We start from the raw sequence: 16146 nt of genomic DNA on the forward strand, positions 1-16146 counted from the left end.
CTCTCGTGCACAGCCATACGCTCGCCGACTGGCGCCACGATCACGTCTTTCTGGGCGCCGCGCACGATCGCAACGAACGCCGGACCTGGCTGGTGGTCGGCCTGACCGCCGCCATGATGGTGGCGGAGATCGTGGGCGGCAGCGTGTTCGGCTCGATGGCGCTGCTGGCCGATGGCTGGCACATGTCGACCCATGCCGGCGCGCTGGCCATTGCCGCGCTGGCCTATCGCTATGCGCGCACCCATGCCCGCGATCCGCGCTTCGCCTTCGGTACGGGCAAGCTCGGCGATCTGGCCGGCTTCAGCAGTGCGATCGTGCTGGCCATGATCTCGCTGCTGATCGGCTACGAATCGATCGGGCGCCTGATGCAGCCGGTGTCGATCCATTACGACGAGGCGACGGCGATCGCGGTCGTCGGCCTCGCGGTCAATCTCGCGAGCGCGTGGCTGCTGGGCGGCGATCATCACGATCATGGCCATCATCATCATGGCCACGGCCATGCGCATGACGACGACCATGACGATCATCATGATCACCACGATCACCATGATCACCATGATCATGCCTCCACTCACCGCCATCACCATCACGACCACAATCTGCGTGCCGCCTACTGGCACGTGCTGGCCGACGCGCTGACCTCGGTGCTGGCGATCGTGGGCTTGCTCGCCGCTCGCTTCTATGGCTGGAACTGGCTCGATCCCGTTATCGGCATCGTCGGCGCCGCCGTCATCGCGCATTGGTCGTGGGGCCTGATCCGGGATGCCGGTGCCGTGCTGCTGGATGCGGCGCCGGACCGCGAGTTGGGCGAGGCGATCCGGGAGCGCCTCGAAGTCGGCGACGATCGCATCGCCGACCTCCATGTCTGGCGCTTGGGGCCGGGCCATCATGGGGCCATCGTTTCCCTGGTGTCGCACGAGCCGGAGGCCGCTCAGCACTACAAGGCCCGCCTCGGAGATCTTGCACAGCTCAGCCATGTGACCGTGGAGGTCCATCGCTGCGCGGGACCGCACTGACCGACGGCCGGTGCGGTTTCGAACCTTTCCGTAACCTTGCCCGTTCCCTCGCGTTCAATCCCGGAACAAAAGGAGCGAGCGATGGCGACCAGCAAGGGTAAGTCGAAGAACGGCATCGAAGGCGAGGGCAGCTACACCGGCACCAAGGCCTACGACGAGGCCACGGCCCGCTTCATCAAGGACGGCAAGGTCGACAAGGCGGCGCAGGAGGCCAAGCGCGCCATGGAGTCCGGTGAGGCGGACGAACTGAAAGCCGCCGAGGACAAGGGCAAGGCCGGCGACCCGCGCGGCCAGGGCAAGCCGACCTCGAACTGACGGGTCAGGTGCTGTCGCGGACCAGCACAGAAAATCCCAGATCCACCACCCGTGGTCCGGCCGCTTCACCCCGCAATCGGCCGACCACGATTTCGCCCGCCCGCCGGCCGATCTCGTAAGCAGGAATGCGGACGGTGGTGAGGGCAGGACTCAACTCCCGTGCGATCTCCAAGTCGCCGAGCCCGGCCACCGCCAACCGCTTGGGAACGGCGATGCCGCGCGATTGGCATTCGAGCAACCCGCCCACCGCAAGAACGTCGGTGGCGAAGAATACGCCCTCCGTCTTGGGGGCGGTCGACAGGATATGGGCCAGGGCACGACGGCCATCGGCAATCGTCGCGCTGTCCACCGATTCGATGAGAGGGGCAGGGGCGCCTGCTTCCTTGAGAGCGGTGGCAAATCCTTGGGCGCGTGCCGCCGCGCGATGGTCGCGGCCTCCGACAAAAGCAAGGCGGCGGTGGCCGCGTGACAGGAGATGGCGGGCCATCGCCGCCCCAGCCGCCTTGTTCGAGAAACCGACGACGATGTCGACCGGCTTTGCCGTAAGATCCCATGTCTCGATCACGGGGATGGCGAGCTGCAGCAACATGCTGCGCAAGGCGGCGTCGCGCACGACACCGACAACCACCAGGGCTTCGGGCTGCCGTCCGACGAGGGCCCGGACCAGTGTCTTTTCGCCTTCCTCGGAATAGCGGAAGTCGCCCAGCAGGAGCTGCAACCCCGCCGTGGCGATAGCGTCGGTAAGGCCCTGAACCGTTGCGGCAAAGATCGAGTTGTCGATGGTGGGCACCAGCAGACCGACGATGCCGCTGCGACGGGAGGCGAGGCTGCTGGCCGACAGGTTGGGGATGTAGCCGAGGGCGGCGATCGCCGCCATGACCCGCGCGCGTGTCGCCGGCGCGACCTTGGACGGATCACGCAGTGCCCGCGACACCGTGATCGCCGAGGTACCGGCGCGGGCGGCCACTTCCTCGATCCGGGGTCTGCTCATGCGGTCGGCGCGTCGTCCATGGGAGTGCTGATACACATCCGACAATGGTCGATCAAACGACGTTGACTTTCCGGGAATGACAGCGCTACCATTTATATTAAGAATAAGCTGCACGGAGGAATGGATCGATGCTTTCCGCACGAGAGATCGAGCAATACCGTGAGACCGGCTGGCTGGTGGTCGAGAATGTCCTCGATCGGGAAGCGCTATCGCAGGCCCGGCAGGTCATTGCCGAATTCGTCGCCGGCGCCGCCAACGTCACCCGGCACGACCACATCTACGACCTGGAACCCAGCCATCGGCCCGAGGCACCGCGCGTCCGGCGTATCAAGACTCCGCACACCAACCACCCGCTGTTCTGGAAGATCGCCCGGCTTCCCAATCTCGTCGGCATGCTGGAGCAGCTTCTCGGGCCGTCGGGGGTCCGACTGCACGGCTCCAAGATAAACCTGAAGGCGCCTGAGTTCGGCTCGCCGGTGGAATGGCATCAGGATTGGGCGTTCTATCCGCACACCAACGACGACATCCTGGCCGTCGGCGTCATGCTCGACGACATGTTGCCCGAGAATGGTCCCTTGATGGTGATGTCCGGCAGCCACAAGGGACCGACCTACGATCATCATCTCGATGGCTTCTTCTCCGGCGCGATCGATCCGGCGAAGATCGACCTCGATCTGTCGAAGGCGGAAGCGCTGGTCGCGCCGGCCGGCTCGGTCAGCTTTCATCACGTCCGCCTCGTGCACGGTTCGGCCCAGAACACCTCGCAGAGGTCGCGCCAGCTCCTGCTCTATGAATATGCCGCCGCGGATGCGTGGCCGCTGATGGGCGTCAGCGATTTCGCCAACTTCAACGAGCGGCTCGTTTCGGGGGCGCCGAGCATCGTTCCGCGGCTGGCCGACGTGCCGGTGCGCATGCCTTTGCCGCCGTCGCCGCATCAGGGCTCGATCTACGAAAACCAGACAGCGGCCAGGAACCGCTACTTCAAGATTCGCGAAGTCGCCTGAGTCTGCGCCGGCAACGTCCGGACGCTGCAAGAAAACAAACGAGAAAGAAAAATGGGAAAGGGAGAGAAATGTCTCAAAGCGGTGCCGCCGCGGGCGGTGAACTGGCGGCCAATAGGCTGCGCCATGTGATGTTGGCCGCGGCCGTCGGCTCGGCCCTGGAGTGGTACGATTTCTTCATCTACGGAACAGCCTCGGCACTGGTGTTCGGGGAGCTGTTCTTTCCCAAGTACGATACCGACATCGGCACGCTGGCTGCCTATGCGACCTTCGCCGTCGGCTTCATCGCGCGGCCTTTCGGCGGTCTGTTCTTCGGCCATTTCGGCGACCGCTTGGGTCGCAAGCCGATGCTGGTCGCGACCATCCTGCTGGTCGGCGGCGGCACCTTCCTGATCGGCTGCCTGCCCACTTATGCCGTCATCGGCATATGGGCGCCGATCCTCTTGCTGCTGCTGCGCCTGCTGCAGGGCTTCGGCGCCGGCGCCGAATACGGCGGCGCCGTCATCCTGGCGGTGGAGTTCGCGCCGCCGGGAAAGCGCGGCCTGTACGGCTCGTTTGCCCCGATGGGTGTCACTGTCGGTAACCTGCTGGCGGCGGGTGTCTTCTACCTCGTCACCCTGATGTCGAAGGACGATCTGCTGACCTGGGGCTGGCGCATTCCCTTCCTGGTCTCGCTGCTGCTGCTGGGGCTTGGCGTCTACATACGGGCCAAGGTCTCCGAAACGCCGGTCTTTACCGAAGTCGGGGCGAAGCGGCCGCCGTTGAAGATGCCGGCGATCGAAGCGGTGCGGCGCCATCCGCGCAACTTCCTGGTGGTGATCGGCGCACGCCTCGCCGAGAACGGGCTGGGCTATCTCTTCCCGGTGTTCGGTCTCGGCTACGTCATCAACACACTGCATCAGCCGCGCGAGGTGGCGATCACCGGAGTCATGCTCGGCAATGTCGCCGAGATCTTCGGCATCCTGTTCTTCTCGTGGCTCTCCGACAAGATCGGTCGGCGTCCGGTCTATATGGGCGGCGCGTTGTTCTCGGCCGCATTCGCCTTCCCGTTCTTCATGCTGACGAACACGCTCGATCCGACATTGATCAGCCTGGCCTTCATCCTGATCATGGGCATCGGCGGCGGTGCCATGTTCGGTCCGCAGGCGGCCTACTTTGCCGAGCTGTTCGGGCCGCGCCTGCGTTTCAGCGGCTTTGCCTTCGCGCGCGAACTGGGCTCGATCCTGGCAGGCGGGCCGTCTCCGTTCATCGCGGCATTGCTGGTCGGCTACATGGCCGGCGCCCCCTGGGGCGTCGCCTGCTACGTCATCTTCCTGTCGCTCGTGACCGCCTTCGCGGTGTGGTGTGGCCCGGAGACCAAGGCGAGCAACCTGAGCGCCGATTCGATCGAGGATGCCGCGCCGGCGGCACGTGCGATGTAACTAACAGCTGCTGGCGGCGGGCGCGGACATCAACATGGCGCGTGTCAGTTGGCACGCGACCTCGGGACACATCCGTATGCCGACGATCTCGCCGGCATCGCCGACCAGGGCGCCCTCGATATATCCGGCATCCTTGTTCATCTGGAACGCGGCGGAGGCGACATTCAGCGTATCGAGCGGCAATCCGCCTACGCCGATGTCGTCGTCCTCTTCTTGGGCTTCTTCGGACGCCAAGTCGGTCGGGCTGTCGCCCTGACGGCGTCGCGCCATTTCCTCCGCGACGCGATTGAGGCTGGCGATAAAGGTCTGGAACTCGGCGTAATTGGCCACACAGTTGATACTGCGCTGCGCTTCGTCGACGAATACCATCACGCAGCTCTGGCCATCGGCACTCACACCCAAGTGAAACTTGTCGAGCGTGCCAGTTACATTGTCCATGGCGGCCTCCATCGTCAGGTTAGAACGAGGCCGCGCAAGGCTTGTTCCGCTCCCGTCAGGTGGCTGCCTGGTCGATGAACTTGGCCAGGGCGATGTCCTTTTCGGTCACACCGCCGGCATCGTGCGTCGACAACAGGATCTCGACACGATTGTACACATTCGACCATTCGGGATGATGGTCGGCCTTCTCGGCCGCCAGGGCGACGCGCGTCATGAAGCCCCAGGCCTGGTTGAAATCGGCAAACTTGAAGCTCTTGTGGATCGCGTCACGGCCGCTGGCTTCGGCCCAGCCCGCGAGATCGGCCAGGGCATCGGCTCGTGCTTTTCCGCTCAATTTGGTCGTCGTCATTCGCCCTCCTTCCGGGACCCTCGAATGGTCCGAAGCTTGCCTCACTGCCTCTGCAGAGCCTAGGCTCATCAGATCAACAGGAGGCTTTCGTGAAACTTACCCGCCGTTCCGCGCTGCTTGCCGCAACTTCCCTCGCGGTCGCCCCGTCTGCAGCCCGGGCCGACAAGGCCGCCGACACATTGCGCATCCTGTTCCTCGATGCCGTGCCGAACATCGACATGTATTTCAACAACCAGCGCACGGGATTGATCCTGGCCCATCACGCCTGGGACATGCTGGTGCATCGCGATCCGGGGACCTTCGAGATCAAGCCATCCCTCGCCACCGAGTGGAAGTTTACGGACGACACCACACTCGATCTCACCATCCGCCAGGGCGTGAAATTCCACGACGGCAGCCCTCTCACCGCCGAGGACGTCGTCTATACCATCAATATTGCCGCCGATCCGATGAGCAAGGTCGCCACGCCCAGCAACTATGCCTGGATCGACAAGGCCGAGAAGACCGGCGATTTCTCGGTGCGTATCAAGATGAAAAGGCCGACGCCGGCGGCGCTCGAATATCTCGCGATGGTGACGCCCATCAATCCCAAGGCCTATCGCGAGAAGGTCGGACCCGAAGGCTTCGCGGCCAAGCCGATCGGTGCCGGGCCGTACAAGATCGTCAAGAACGACCAGGGCAAGGAAGTCATCTACGAACGTTTCGAGGAGTACTGGGCGGGCTCGCCCAAGGGCAAGCCGGCAATCAAGAACCTGCATGTGCGCTTTGTGCCCGACCTTGCCACCGAGGTGACGGAGCTGATCGGCCGGCGCGCCGACTGGATCTGGAACGTCAATCCCGATCAGATGGACAACATCAACAAGATCCCGTTCCTGCAGTCGGTGCGGCAGGAATCGATGCGCGTCGGCTATCTGTCGATCGATGCCGCCGGCCGCTCGGGTGCTGGCAATCCGTTGACCAACGTCAAGGTGCGCCAGGCCATCTGGCACGCCGTCAACCGCAAGGAAATCGCCGACAAGCTGGTCGGCGGCGGCAGCCGCGTGCCGCCCGCCCCCTGCTTCCCGAGCCAGTTCGGGTGCGATGCCGATGCGGCCGTGAAGTACGACTACGATCCGGCCAAGGCCAAGGCGCTGCTGGCGGAAGCGGGCTTCCCCAACGGCTTCGAGACCGAGATGCTGAGCTACGTGCAGCCGACCTCGTGGGGCGCCGCGATCCAGAACTATCTCGCCGCTGTCGGCATCAAGGCCAAGATCAACCAGCTCCAGGTTGCGCCCGCGATCCAGAAGGCCTGGAAGGGCGAAGCGCCACTCTATTTCGCCAGCTGGGGCAGCTATTCGATCAACGACGTCTCGGCCATCCTGCCGGTGATGTTCGGCAAGGATTCGCTGGACAACTATTCGCGTGATCCGGAACTCGAGAAGCTGATCGCCGAAGGAGGCTCGACCTCCGACAAGGCGGTGCGCTCTAAGGACTACTCCGCGGCGATCAAGATCGCGACGGAGAAGGCCTACTGGATGCCGGTGGCCACCTACGTGAATACCTACGCCTTCGCCAAGGACCTCGACTTCAAGACCTATCCCGACGAGCTGCCGCGCTTCTACCTGGCGAAGTGGAAGTGACGCGTCGCGATCCGCCGCCGGCGCGTCACTGACGCGTCGGCCTGGGAGCGGGACGGGACAGGCCGGGACAGGCGAGACAGCGGGACAGAGGCCGGGAAAGCCTTGTGCCATCGGCATTCGACCTGTCCCCGCCATCCGGGACAGGACCAAGGGAGCGGGTCAGGCCAGCCAGCACTCGGCGCCGCCATTCGCCCGTTTCCTAAGCGGCGGACTTTCGCTGGCGCAGCGCGCTTCGGCCACCGGGCAGCGCGGATGGAAGCGGCAGCCGGGCGGCATGTTGGCGGGATCGGGCAGGGCATCGCCCAGGCCGACATCGGGCACGCCGAGTCCGGGTTCGGGCGTGAGGACGGAAGCCAGCAGCGCCTTGGTGTAGGGATGCTCCGGCCGGGCGAACAGGGCGTCGGTGCTGCCGCGTTCGACGATGCGGCCGAGATACATCACCGCCACCTCGCTGGCGACGTGTTCGACCACCGCGAGATTGTGACTGATGAAGAGATAGGTAAGACCAAGATCGCGGCGCAGCTCGGCCAGCAGATTGAGGATCTGCGCCTGCACCGAGACGTCGAGCGCCGAAGTCGGTTCGTCGCACACGACGATGCGGGGCCGCAGCACCAGGGCGCGGGCGATTGCGACGCGCTGGCGCTGGCCGCCGGACAGCTCCGCCGGCAGGCGGCGTCCCATCTCGGCGCTCAAGCCGACGCGCGCCAGCAGCTCGTCGACACGACGGCCGATCTCGGCGCGCCCGAACGTGCCCTGCGCCACCAGCGGCATGGCGACGATGTCCTTCACGCGCGCCAGCGGATTGAGCGACGAAAAGGGATCCTGGAACACGGGCTGGATCAGGCGGGCACGCGCCTTGCGGTCCATGCCCGAGACCGCCTGGCCTTCGACCTTGACCTCGCCCGAATCGGGGGCGAGCAGGCCGAGGATCAGGCGCGCCATGGTGCTCTTGCCGCAGCCGGATTCGCCCACCACGCCAAGCACCCCACCGGCGGGAATGGCGAAGGAGACGTCGTCGACGGCGACCACCCGACCACCGCCCGTGGCGAAGGTCTTGTGCACCTGCAGGACTTCGATCGCCGGCGCGCTCATGCGGCGGTCCGTGCGGATTGCGGCGCCAGCCGGCATAGATAGTCGTGCGTGGCGCCGGCTCGCTGATGCGGCACGGCCACGGCGCAGCTCGCATCGGCAAAGTCGCAGCGGTCGCGGAAGGCGCAGCCCGTGAAGCCCGCACCGATGCGCGGCACCGTGCCGGGGATGGAACCGAGCGGCTCGTCGCGCCGCACCTTGCCCGGCACCGGCACGCAGCGCAGCAGCCCCTGCGTATAGGGATGGCTGGGGTTGGCGAACAGTTCGGCGGTCGGGGCGCTCTCGACGATCTCGCCCGCATACATCACCGACACACGCGTGGCGACGCGGGCGACGATGCCGAGATCGTGCGTGATGAGAAGCAGGCCGAGCCCGAGGTCGCGCTGCAGGCCGGCGAGCAGGCGCAGGATCTGCGCCTGTACGGTCACGTCGAGCGCGGTGGTGGGCTCGTCGGCGATCAGCAGCTGCGGGTCGCACATCAGCGCCATGGCGATCATGACGCGCTGACGCAGGCCGCCGGAAAGCTGGTGCGGGAACTGGCCGAGCCGCATGCCGGGGGCGGTGATGCCGACGCGCGCCAGCAGATCGGCGGCGCGCTCGGTGGCGACGCGCTGGCTCGCGCCCTTGTGGCGTCGCAGCACCTCGGTCATCTGCGAACCGATCGTGTAGGCCGGATTGAGGCTGGTCATCGGTTCCTGGAAGATCATGGCCATGGCATTGCCGCGCAGGCGCGCCATGGCGCGCTCCGGCAGTCCCAGCAGGTCCTCACCCTTGAAGGCGAGCCTGTCGGCGCGTCGTTGCGCGCCGCGGGCCAGCAGGTTCATCACGGCCAGCGAGGTCACCGACTTGCCGCAGCCCGACTCGCCCACCAGGCAATGGGTCTCGCCCGGCGCGACCTTCAGCGATATGCCGCGCACCGCGGAGGTGCGGCCGAACTCGACCCGCAGGTTCTCGATCTCCAGCAGCGGGCTCATGGGTCCGACCTCGCGCCGAACTGGTCGCGCAGCCCGTCGCCCAGCAGGTTGATGCCCAGCACCAGCACGAACAGCGCCACGCCGGGGATCATGATCACCCACGGGCTGAAGAACATGTAGTCCTTGGCCTCGGCGATCATCAGCCCCCAGGAGGGCAACGGCGGCGGCACGCCGAGTCCCAGGAAGGACAAGGTCGCCTCGAGCAGGATGGCGAGCGCTATTTCGAGCGTTGCCACGACGACCAGATGGCTGGCGATGTTGGGCAGCACCTCGCGCGTCAGGATGCGAAAGCGCGAGCAGCCGGCGCACCATGCCGCCGCCACGTAGTCGAGATTGCGCACCTGCAGGGTCGTGGAGCGGGCGACGACGGCGAAGCGATCCCACAGCAGCAGGCCCAGCGTCAGCAGCAGGAGCGTCATGGAGCTGCCCAGCAGACCCACCACCGCCAGAGCGACCAGCACCACCGGAAGCGAAAGCCTGGTCGTGATGGCGAACAGGACGGCATCGTCGACCCGGCCACCGAGGAACCCTCCCAGCACGCCGAGCGTGATGCCGATCAGGCCGGAGACGATGCTGACGGTGACCCCGATCAGCATCGAGATGCGGCAGCCCCAGATCAGGCGCGAGAGGTAGTCGCGGCCGAGCTGGTCGGTGCCCAGGAGATGCTGCGGGTCCGAGCCCTCCATCCAGAACGGGACGAGCAGGCGCTTGCCGAGATCCTGGGCGAAGGGATCGTGCGGCACGAGGAGCGGCGCGAAGACGGCGCAGAAGGCGGCGACGCCGACGATCGCCGCACCCAGCCAGGTGGCGGCGCTGCGCCAGCCGCGCCGCGGGGCCGCGCTTGACAGTGCCATGCTCATGCGCCGCGCAGCCTCGGATCGAGGACGGCGTTCATCAGGTCGGCGAGCGTGGTGAGGCCGATATAGATGACGGCCAGCACCAGGACGACCGATTGCACCACGGGGAAGTCGTTCTTGGCGATGCTTTCCCAGGCCAGGAAGCCGACGCCGTGCAGCGCGAAGATCTGTTCGATCACGATCGAACCACCCAGCATGAAGCCGAGCTGCACCGCGGCGATCGCCACCACCGGGATCGCCGCATTGCGTAGCGCATGCTTCAGGATGATCGAGGCCCGCGACAGGCCCTTGGCGCGCGCCGTGCGGATATAGTCGGATCCCATCGCCTGGATCATGCCGGCCCGCGTCAGGCGCGTGAGGGCCGGGATTGCCGAGAAGGCGAGCACGATCGCCGGCAGGACATAGCCATCCCAGGATTCCGTGCCGGAGATCGGCAACCATCCCAGCTTCAACCCGAACAGGATCATCAGCAGCAGACCGAGCCAGAAGGAGGGCATGGCCTGGCCGAACAGCGTCACGAACTGCACGCCCCTGTCGAAGGCGGTGTTCTCGCGTACGGCGGCCAGGATGCCGAGGGGCAGCGACACCACGAGGGCGATGACCAGGCCGGACAGGCCGAGCGTGAGCGTCACCGGCATGCGCTCACCGATCAGCGCCGATACCCGGCTCTTGAAGAAATAGCTTTCACCCAGGTCGCCCGTCATCGCTCGTCCGGCCCAGTCGAAGAACTGGGTGACTAGCGGTCGATCCAGCCCGTAGGCCTTGCGCACCGCCTCGACATCGGCCTGCGTCGCGTTCGGCCCGGCGATCGATATCGCCAGATCGCCTGACAGGCGCGTCATGATGAAAGCGAGGGTCATGACGGTCGCCGCGACCAGCAGCGCCACGATCAGGCGTCGGACAAGAAAACGGAGCATGTGCGCGACAAGCTTAGTGGTGTTTGTTCCAGAACGCGACCATGCGAATCCTGCGCCAATTGCCGCCGGCACCCGGTGAACAAACCGTCGCGGCAGGACCCTTGGCGAGCGGGCACGGCTCCTATATGGGGGAAGGATGCCGGTCTTCACCAATCCGCGGCGGACGCCCAGCTTCGGTGTTGCGCCAACGCTTGAGGATATCGAAGCCATCGCCGCCGAGGCGCTGGCGACGATTCCGGAGGAATTTCGTCGGCATGTCGGCAACGTGCGCATTCAGGTCGACGATTTTCCATCCGACGAGGTCGAGAAGGCGATGGAGCTCGAGAGCCCCTTCGATGTGCTCGGCCTGTACCAGGGCGTGTCGATGGTCGAGCGTGGCGCGGGCCACGTGGCCAACGACATCGATCGCATCTTCCTCTATCGCCGGCCGATCCTCGATTATTGGTGCGAGTCGGACGAGGATCTGCCGCACATCGTGCGTCATGTGCTGATCCACGAGATCGGCCATCACTTCGGCCTGAGCGACGACGACATGGAAGCGATCGAAGCCAAGGCCGAGGAGGACTCCCGCCGCGCCTAGCGGCGATCCCGCAGACTCAAGCCCGACGTTCGCGCTGCAGCCTTCGCTCCATGACGAAGGCCGCTGCTTCGCGCCACGGCTCCAGCGTCCAGAAAGAACGGGCGCGGCCGGAGGGCGAGGCGAGCACGAAGACAGCCGCGCCCTCGAGCGGTTCGGCCTGTCGGCCATAGGCAGGTGCCTTGATCCCCAAAGCCAGCGAGGCGGCGTGCTTGCTCGTGAAGGCGACCGCCGCGGGTCGGAACTTGCGCAACTTGGCGTGCAGCGACTTTGCATCCATCGCCTGGGGGCTCAGTTCGTGATCGGAGCCGTATTCGGTCTTGTTCAGGTCGGTCAGGCCGATCCCCCAGGCCAGCAACTCGGGATAACGCTGCGGCGGCAGCCGCTCCGGCGTCAGGCCGACGGCATGGAGGGTGGCCCAGAAGGCGTTGCCCGGATTGGCGTAGTAGGCGCGGGCGGCGTAGGAGGCCGGGCTTGGCGCCGTGCCGCAAAAGACCAGATCGAGCCCGGGAGCGAGGAGATCGGGCACCAGGTGCTTGGTGGTCGTGGCGCCGGCCGACGGTCCCTTGCTTTTCATTCTCCCGATGATGCCCCAGCTCCCGGTCCGGGAACAGCCGCTGCAACCCTTTTACTGCGCACGCGTTGGTCCCCCATGTACGCGGCGCGTAGTTTCCCACCTCTCCCGGCAGAACAGCCAGAGCCGCTCCGTCGCGTCGTACTGGTGGTCGAGGACGATATTCTGGTGCGCGCCGTCGCCGCCGACAATCTGCGCGACTGCGGGCTCGACGTCGTCGAGGCCGGCTCGGCCGACGAGGCGATCCGCCTCTTGAAGGCGGGCGTCCGGGTCGACCTGGTCTTCTCCGACGTCAACATGCCCGGCAGCATGGATGGATTCGGGCTGTCGGCCTGGCTGCGCGATCATCGGCCGGAGGCCAAGATCCTCCTGACATCGGGTTACCTGCGCACGTCGCAGCAGCTCGATGCCGTCCCCGCGCACGGTGGAATGCTGGTCAAGCCTTATCGGCAGGAAGAACTCGCCAGGCGCATTAGCGAAATGCTGGACCGGTAGAAGCTTGTTCGCTTGCGATCCTCGGGCATGATTGGCCTCGGAGGAAGCGCATGAACAAGATCGACGCGGCGGACGAAGCTCAGCTTCTTGCGACCATCGACCGCTGGATTGCGCGCGAGATCGCGCCGCGGGTGAAGGAATTCGACCACGCCGATAAATGGCCGGCCGAGATCGTCGAGCAGATGAAGGAACTCGGCCTGTTCGGCGCGACCGTTTCGCCCGAGTATGGCGGACTCGGCCTGCCGGCCGCCACTTATGCCGAGATCGTGATGCGCATCTCCTCGGTCTGGATGGCGATCACCGGCATCTTCAACTCGCACCTGATGCTGGCGCTGGCGGTCGAGAAATTCGGCACCGAGCCGCAGAAGCGGTTTTGGCTGCCCAGGTTCGCATCCGGCGAAATCCGCGGTGGCCTGGCCCTGACCGAGCCCGACGCCGGCACGGACCTGCAGGGTATCCGCATGACCGCCCGTCGCCAGGGCGATCACTATGTCATCAACGGCACCAAGACCTGGATATCGAACGGGATCGAAGGGTCCTGCTTCGCCTTGCTGGTCAAGACGAACCCGGAGGCGCAGCCGCGCTACTCAGGCATGAGCCTGTTCATCGCGCCCAAAGGGCCGGGCTTCAAGGTCGGCCGCAAGCTCGAGAAGCTGGGCTACAAGTCGATCGATTCAGGCGAACTGATCTTCGAGGACTACAGGATTCCCGCCGACCACCTGATCGGCGAGGTCGAGGGGCGCGGCTTCACGCAAGTCGCGGGCGGCCTCGAACTGGGCCGCATCAACGTGGCGGCGCGCGGCGTTGGCATCGCCGAGGGTGCACTGCGGCTGGCGACCGACTACGCGCAGATCCGCAAGACCTTCGGCAAGCCGATCTTCGAGCACCAGGCGATTGCGCTGAAGCTGGGCGAGATGGCTACCCGGGCCCGCGCGGCGCGGCTGCTGACCCTCGATGCCGCCCGCGCCTTCGATCGCGGCGAGCGCTGCGACATGGAGGCCGGCATGGCCAAGTATTTCGCCTCCGAAGCGGCGCTGGAGAACAGCACTGAGTCGATGCGCATCCACGGCGCCTACGGCTACTCCAAGGAGTACGATATCGAACGTCTCTATCGCGATGCGCCGCTTACCTGCATCGGCGAAGGCACGAACGAGATGCAGCGCCTGATCATCGCGCGTCAGTGGATCAAGCGGAACGCCGTCGCATGACCGCCAAGCCGCTGGCCGGCATTCGGGTGCTGACGTTGGAGCAGTTCGGCGCCGGCCCTTACGGGACGATGTTCCTGGCCGAACTGGGCGCCGAGGTGATCAAGATCGAGCCGCCCGAAGGCGATCCGTCGCGCCACGTCGGGCCGCACAAGCTCGGAGCGGCCGATAGCGAATACTTCCAGGCCTGGAATCTCGGCAAGAAGAGCGTCGCCCTTGACCTCAAGACCGTCGAGGGCCGCCGGCAGTTCGAAGCGCTGGTGAAGACAGCGGATTGCGTCGTCAACAATCTGCGCGGCACGCAGCCCGGCAAGCTTGGGCTCGACTATGCGAGCCTCAGCCCCCTCAAGCCGTCGATCGTCTGCCTGCATATCTCGGCCTATGGCCGCACTGGCGAGCGCGCCGACTGGCCCGGCTACGATTTCCTCATGCAGGCCGAGGCCGGGCTGATGGAACTGACCGGCGATCCGGATGGTCCGCCGACCCGCGTCGGCGTGTCGCTGATCGACAGCATGAGCGGTCTCACCGGCATCGTCGGCCTGCTGAGCTGCCTGCTGCGGGCGCGCACGACTGGCCAGGGTTGCGACGTTGATACCTGCCTCTACGACGTCGCCATGCACCAGCTCACCTATCCCGGCGTCTGGTATCTCAACGAGGGCGATGTCTCGCCGCGCGTGCCGCGTAGCGCCCATCTGTCGTTGGCGCCGGTCCAGACCTTCCCGACTCGTGACGGCTGGATCTTCATCATGTGCATGACGCAGAAATTCTGGCTGGCGCTGTGCGAGGCGATGGGTCGGCGAGATCTCCTTTCCGATCCCCGCTTTCCCGATCCCAATGCCCGCGCGCGCCATCGCGCCGAACTCACCGATGCGCTCGATCCGACCTTCCGTGAGCGCACGACGGCACAATGGCTGGAACGCTTCAACGGCCTGTTGCCGGCGGCTCCCGTCCATCGCCTGGATGCCGCCCTGGACAGCGGTTTCGCACGCGCGGCCGGCATGGTTTCGTCGGTGTCCCACCCGACGAAGGGGGAACTGCGGGTGCTGGCCAACCCGATCCGCATCGACGGCGAACGTCCGGCGCAGGCAGCCTGCTCGCCGCTGGGCGCCGATAACGCGACCTATCTGGACAAGTCGACATGAAGCTCGAAGGCATCAAGGTCCTCGATCTCTCGTGGTTCCTGCCGGGGCCCTACCTCACGACCGCGCTGGCCGACCATGGCGCCGAAGTGATCAAGGTCGAGCCGCCTGGCGGCGACCCCGGTCGCCATATCCGCCCCGCCGACGAGCGCACGTCGGTGTTCTTCCGCAACATGGGCCGCGGCAAGAAGAGCGTCGTGCTCGATCTCAAGAGCGAACGGGGCCGGGCCGATCTGTTCCGGCTCGCCTGTGCCGCCGATGTGCTGGTGGAATCCTTCCGGCCCGGCGTCGCGGCCCGCTTCGGTATCGCCTACGAGGCGGTGAAGGAGAAGAATCCCGGTATCGTCTACTGCTCGATCTCGGCCTTCGGGCAGGATGGTGCCTATCCCGGCCGCGCCGCCCACGATCTCGCGCTCGAGGCGATGACCGGCGTGCTGAGCCTGACGCTGGGCGACGACGGCCGGCCGGCCATTCCCGGCATTCCCGTCGCCGATCTCGTCAGCGGCTTGCACGGATTGAGCGGCGTGCTGATGGCGTTGCTGCGGCGACAGACGACCGGGAAGGGCGATTACATCGACGTCTCCATGCACGAGGCGCTGATGGCCTCCTGCGCCAACGTGGTCGGCTCGGCCTTCGCCGAGAATCGGCAACCCGACGTGAAGCAGCAGCGCACGACCGGCGGCTCGGCCTTCTATCGCGTCTACGATACCGCCGATGGCCGCCAGCTCGTGCTGGCCGGTCAGGAGATGAAGTTCGTGAAGAACCTGCTCGGTGCCCTGGGTCGTGCCGAGCTGGCGCCGCTCTGCGAATGGCCGGGTGTGCATCAGAAGCCGGTGGTGGAATTCCTCGAAGCGACCTTCCGCGGCAGGCCGCTGGCGCATTGGATGGACTGGCTGCCCACGCTCGACATCTGCTACGGGCCGGTGAACACGCTGCCCGAGGCGATCGCCGATCCCAATCTCGTCAAGCGCGGTGCCGTGCTGACGGAGGCGGACGGCCGCAAGCACTTCGCGCCCGTCGTCCGCTTCAGGGACGAGCCGTCGCATCCGCTCTATCGCGAGCCGCTGCTGGGCGAACACACCGAGGAAATCATAAGGTGAGCTGCAACGAGGCGAAATCAAAGACGAGCACTCGGCATTCGAGAGCGTCGTTTGTGTGCCTTTGAGAAA

18 protein-coding genes are annotated in these 16146 nt (G+C 65.8%); 10 read left to right on the plus strand and 8 right to left on the minus strand.

The genetic code is table 11. The annotated features are described in order from the left end of the window. Nucleotides 1-5: 5 nt before the first annotated feature. Nucleotides 6-1016, plus strand: a complete 1011-nt coding sequence (dmeF, locus tag B5D62_RS26495) for a CDF family Co(II)/Ni(II) efflux transporter DmeF (protein ID WP_085937074.1) — start codon at nucleotides 6-8, stop codon at nucleotides 1014-1016. A gap of 81 nt (nucleotides 1017-1097) precedes the next feature. Further along, nucleotides 1098-1331 carry a hypothetical protein gene (locus B5D62_RS26500; RefSeq protein WP_085937075.1) on the plus strand — a complete coding sequence of 78 codons (234 nt, stop codon included), beginning with the start codon at nucleotides 1098-1100 and terminating at the stop codon, nucleotides 1329-1331. Nucleotides 1332-1335: 4 nt separating this feature from the next. Here the strand turns inward: B5D62_RS26500 and B5D62_RS26505 are convergent, their stop codons facing one another. Next, nucleotides 1336-2322, minus strand: a complete 987-nt coding sequence (locus B5D62_RS26505; protein ID WP_085937076.1) for a LacI family DNA-binding transcriptional regulator — start codon at nucleotides 2320-2322, stop codon at nucleotides 1336-1338. Nucleotides 2323-2450: 128 nt separating this feature from the next. On the opposite strand from B5D62_RS26505, the gene B5D62_RS26510 reads away from it, so the two are divergent. Further along, nucleotides 2451-3326, plus strand: coding sequence for a phytanoyl-CoA dioxygenase family protein (locus tag B5D62_RS26510; protein ID WP_085937077.1), 876 nt, complete (start codon nucleotides 2451-2453; stop codon nucleotides 3324-3326). Between the two features lie 68 nt (nucleotides 3327-3394). After that, nucleotides 3395-4744, plus strand: coding sequence for an MFS transporter (locus B5D62_RS26515; protein ID WP_085937078.1), 1350 nt, complete (start codon nucleotides 3395-3397; stop codon nucleotides 4742-4744). Here the strand turns inward: B5D62_RS26515 and B5D62_RS26520 are convergent, their stop codons facing one another. After that, nucleotides 4745-5194: a hypothetical protein gene (locus B5D62_RS26520; RefSeq protein ID WP_085937079.1), complete on the minus strand. Its 450-nt coding sequence runs from the start codon at nucleotides 5192-5194 to the stop codon at nucleotides 4745-4747. A gap of 43 nt (nucleotides 5195-5237) precedes the next feature. Continuing rightward, entirely contained in the window at nucleotides 5238-5531 is a 294-nt protein-coding gene (locus B5D62_RS26525; RefSeq protein ID WP_085937080.1) for a 4a-hydroxytetrahydrobiopterin dehydratase, read from the minus strand. Nucleotides 5532-5620: 89 nt separating this feature from the next. Between B5D62_RS26525 and B5D62_RS26530 the strand changes: the two genes are divergently transcribed. Then, on the plus strand, nucleotides 5621-7150 hold the full coding sequence (locus B5D62_RS26530; protein WP_085937081.1) for an ABC transporter substrate-binding protein: 1530 nt from the start codon (nucleotides 5621-5623) through the stop codon (nucleotides 7148-7150). Nucleotides 7151-7309: 159 nt separating this feature from the next. Here B5D62_RS26530 and B5D62_RS26535 read toward each other — a convergent pair whose 3' ends face one another. Genes B5D62_RS26535 through B5D62_RS26550 form a run of 4 tightly spaced genes read right to left on the minus strand, consistent with a single transcriptional unit; the run spans nucleotide 7310 to nucleotide 10987 of the window. Beyond that, nucleotides 7310-8242: an ABC transporter ATP-binding protein gene (locus B5D62_RS26535; RefSeq protein ID WP_085937248.1), complete on the minus strand. Its 933-nt coding sequence runs from the start codon at nucleotides 8240-8242 to the stop codon at nucleotides 7310-7312. Continuing rightward, on the minus strand, nucleotides 8239-9213 hold the full coding sequence (locus tag B5D62_RS26540) for an ABC transporter ATP-binding protein (RefSeq protein WP_085937082.1): 975 nt from the start codon (nucleotides 9211-9213) through the stop codon (nucleotides 8239-8241). The genes B5D62_RS26535 and B5D62_RS26540 overlap by 4 nt, the downstream gene beginning before the upstream one ends. Next, entirely contained in the window at nucleotides 9210-10067 is an 858-nt protein-coding gene (locus B5D62_RS26545; RefSeq protein WP_218191324.1) for an ABC transporter permease, read from the minus strand. Before B5D62_RS26545 ends, B5D62_RS26540 begins: the two co-directional genes overlap by 4 nt. 2 nt (nucleotides 10068-10069) lie before the next feature. After that, entirely contained in the window at nucleotides 10070-10987 is a 918-nt protein-coding gene (locus B5D62_RS26550; protein WP_085937084.1) for an ABC transporter permease, read from the minus strand. Nucleotides 10988-11123: 136 nt separating this feature from the next. On the opposite strand from B5D62_RS26550, the gene B5D62_RS26555 reads away from it, so the two are divergent. Continuing rightward, entirely contained in the window at nucleotides 11124-11567 is a 444-nt protein-coding gene (locus B5D62_RS26555; RefSeq protein WP_085937085.1) for a metallopeptidase family protein, read from the plus strand. A 16-nt stretch (nucleotides 11568-11583) separates the two neighbouring features. Here the strand turns inward: B5D62_RS26555 and B5D62_RS26560 are convergent, their stop codons facing one another. Next, nucleotides 11584-12141, minus strand: coding sequence for a mismatch-specific DNA-glycosylase (locus tag B5D62_RS26560; RefSeq protein WP_085937086.1), 558 nt, complete (start codon nucleotides 12139-12141; stop codon nucleotides 11584-11586). A gap of 75 nt (nucleotides 12142-12216) precedes the next feature. Here B5D62_RS26560 and B5D62_RS26565 point away from each other — a divergent pair, with 75 nt between their 5' ends. The 4 genes from B5D62_RS26565 to B5D62_RS26580 are packed head-to-tail and all read left to right on the plus strand — an operon-like array spanning nucleotide 12217 to nucleotide 16077. After that, nucleotides 12217-12633 carry a response regulator gene (locus B5D62_RS26565; RefSeq protein WP_085937087.1) on the plus strand — a complete coding sequence of 139 codons (417 nt, stop codon included), beginning with the start codon at nucleotides 12217-12219 and terminating at the stop codon, nucleotides 12631-12633. A 50-nt stretch (nucleotides 12634-12683) separates the two neighbouring features. Continuing rightward, nucleotides 12684-13841, plus strand: a complete 1158-nt coding sequence (locus tag B5D62_RS26570) for an acyl-CoA dehydrogenase family protein (protein WP_085937088.1) — start codon at nucleotides 12684-12686, stop codon at nucleotides 13839-13841. Continuing rightward, nucleotides 13838-14980 (plus strand): CaiB/BaiF CoA transferase family protein, encoded by a 1143-nt coding sequence (locus B5D62_RS26575; protein WP_085937089.1) that lies wholly within the window; start codon nucleotides 13838-13840, stop codon nucleotides 14978-14980. The genes B5D62_RS26570 and B5D62_RS26575 overlap by 4 nt, the downstream gene beginning before the upstream one ends. Beyond that, entirely contained in the window at nucleotides 14977-16077 is a 1101-nt protein-coding gene (locus B5D62_RS26580) for a CaiB/BaiF CoA transferase family protein (RefSeq protein ID WP_085937090.1), read from the plus strand. The genes B5D62_RS26575 and B5D62_RS26580 overlap by 4 nt, the downstream gene beginning before the upstream one ends. Nucleotides 16078-16146: the final 69 nt, after the last annotated feature.

The organism is Enhydrobacter aerosaccus (assembly GCF_900167455.1).
GTDB classification, from domain to species: domain Bacteria; phylum Pseudomonadota; class Alphaproteobacteria; order Reyranellales; family Reyranellaceae; genus Reyranella; species Reyranella aerosaccus.

Bases quoted from the DNA above. Each gene is read 5' to 3' on its own strand.
- B5D62_RS26500 (WP_085937075.1), top strand. From the start codon at position 1,098: ATGGCGACCAGCAAGGGTAAGTCGAAGAACGGCATCGAAGGCGAGGGC.
- B5D62_RS26505 (WP_085937076.1), bottom strand. From the start codon at position 2,322: ATGAGCAGACCCCGGATCGAGGAAGTGGCCGCCCGCGCCGGTACCTCG.
- B5D62_RS26510 (WP_085937077.1), top strand. From the start codon at position 2,451: ATGCTTTCCGCACGAGAGATCGAGCAATACCGTGAGACCGGCTGGCTG.
- B5D62_RS26515 (WP_085937078.1), top strand. From the start codon at position 3,395: ATGTCTCAAAGCGGTGCCGCCGCGGGCGGTGAACTGGCGGCCAATAGG.
- B5D62_RS26520 (WP_085937079.1), bottom strand. From the start codon at position 5,194: ATGGAGGCCGCCATGGACAATGTAACTGGCACGCTCGACAAGTTTCAC.
- B5D62_RS26525 (WP_085937080.1), bottom strand. From the start codon at position 5,531: ATGACGACGACCAAATTGAGCGGAAAAGCACGAGCCGATGCCCTGGCC.
- B5D62_RS26535 (WP_085937248.1), bottom strand. From the start codon at position 8,242: ATGAGCGCGCCGGCGATCGAAGTCCTGCAGGTGCACAAGACCTTCGCC.
- B5D62_RS26540 (WP_085937082.1), bottom strand. From the start codon at position 9,213: ATGAGCCCGCTGCTGGAGATCGAGAACCTGCGGGTCGAGTTCGGCCGC.
- B5D62_RS26545 (WP_218191324.1), bottom strand. From the start codon at position 10,067: ATGGCACTGTCAAGCGCGGCCCCGCGGCGCGGCTGGCGCAGCGCCGCC.
- B5D62_RS26550 (WP_085937084.1), bottom strand. From the start codon at position 10,987: ATGCTCCGTTTTCTTGTCCGACGCCTGATCGTGGCGCTGCTGGTCGCG.
- B5D62_RS26555 (WP_085937085.1), top strand. From the start codon at position 11,124: ATGCCGGTCTTCACCAATCCGCGGCGGACGCCCAGCTTCGGTGTTGCG.
- B5D62_RS26560 (WP_085937086.1), bottom strand. From the start codon at position 12,141: ATGAAAAGCAAGGGACCGTCGGCCGGCGCCACGACCACCAAGCACCTG.
- B5D62_RS26565 (WP_085937087.1), top strand. From the start codon at position 12,217: ATGTACGCGGCGCGTAGTTTCCCACCTCTCCCGGCAGAACAGCCAGAG.
- B5D62_RS26570 (WP_085937088.1), top strand. From the start codon at position 12,684: ATGAACAAGATCGACGCGGCGGACGAAGCTCAGCTTCTTGCGACCATC.
- B5D62_RS26575 (WP_085937089.1), top strand. From the start codon at position 13,838: ATGACCGCCAAGCCGCTGGCCGGCATTCGGGTGCTGACGTTGGAGCAG.
- B5D62_RS26580 (WP_085937090.1), top strand. From the start codon at position 14,977: ATGAAGCTCGAAGGCATCAAGGTCCTCGATCTCTCGTGGTTCCTGCCG.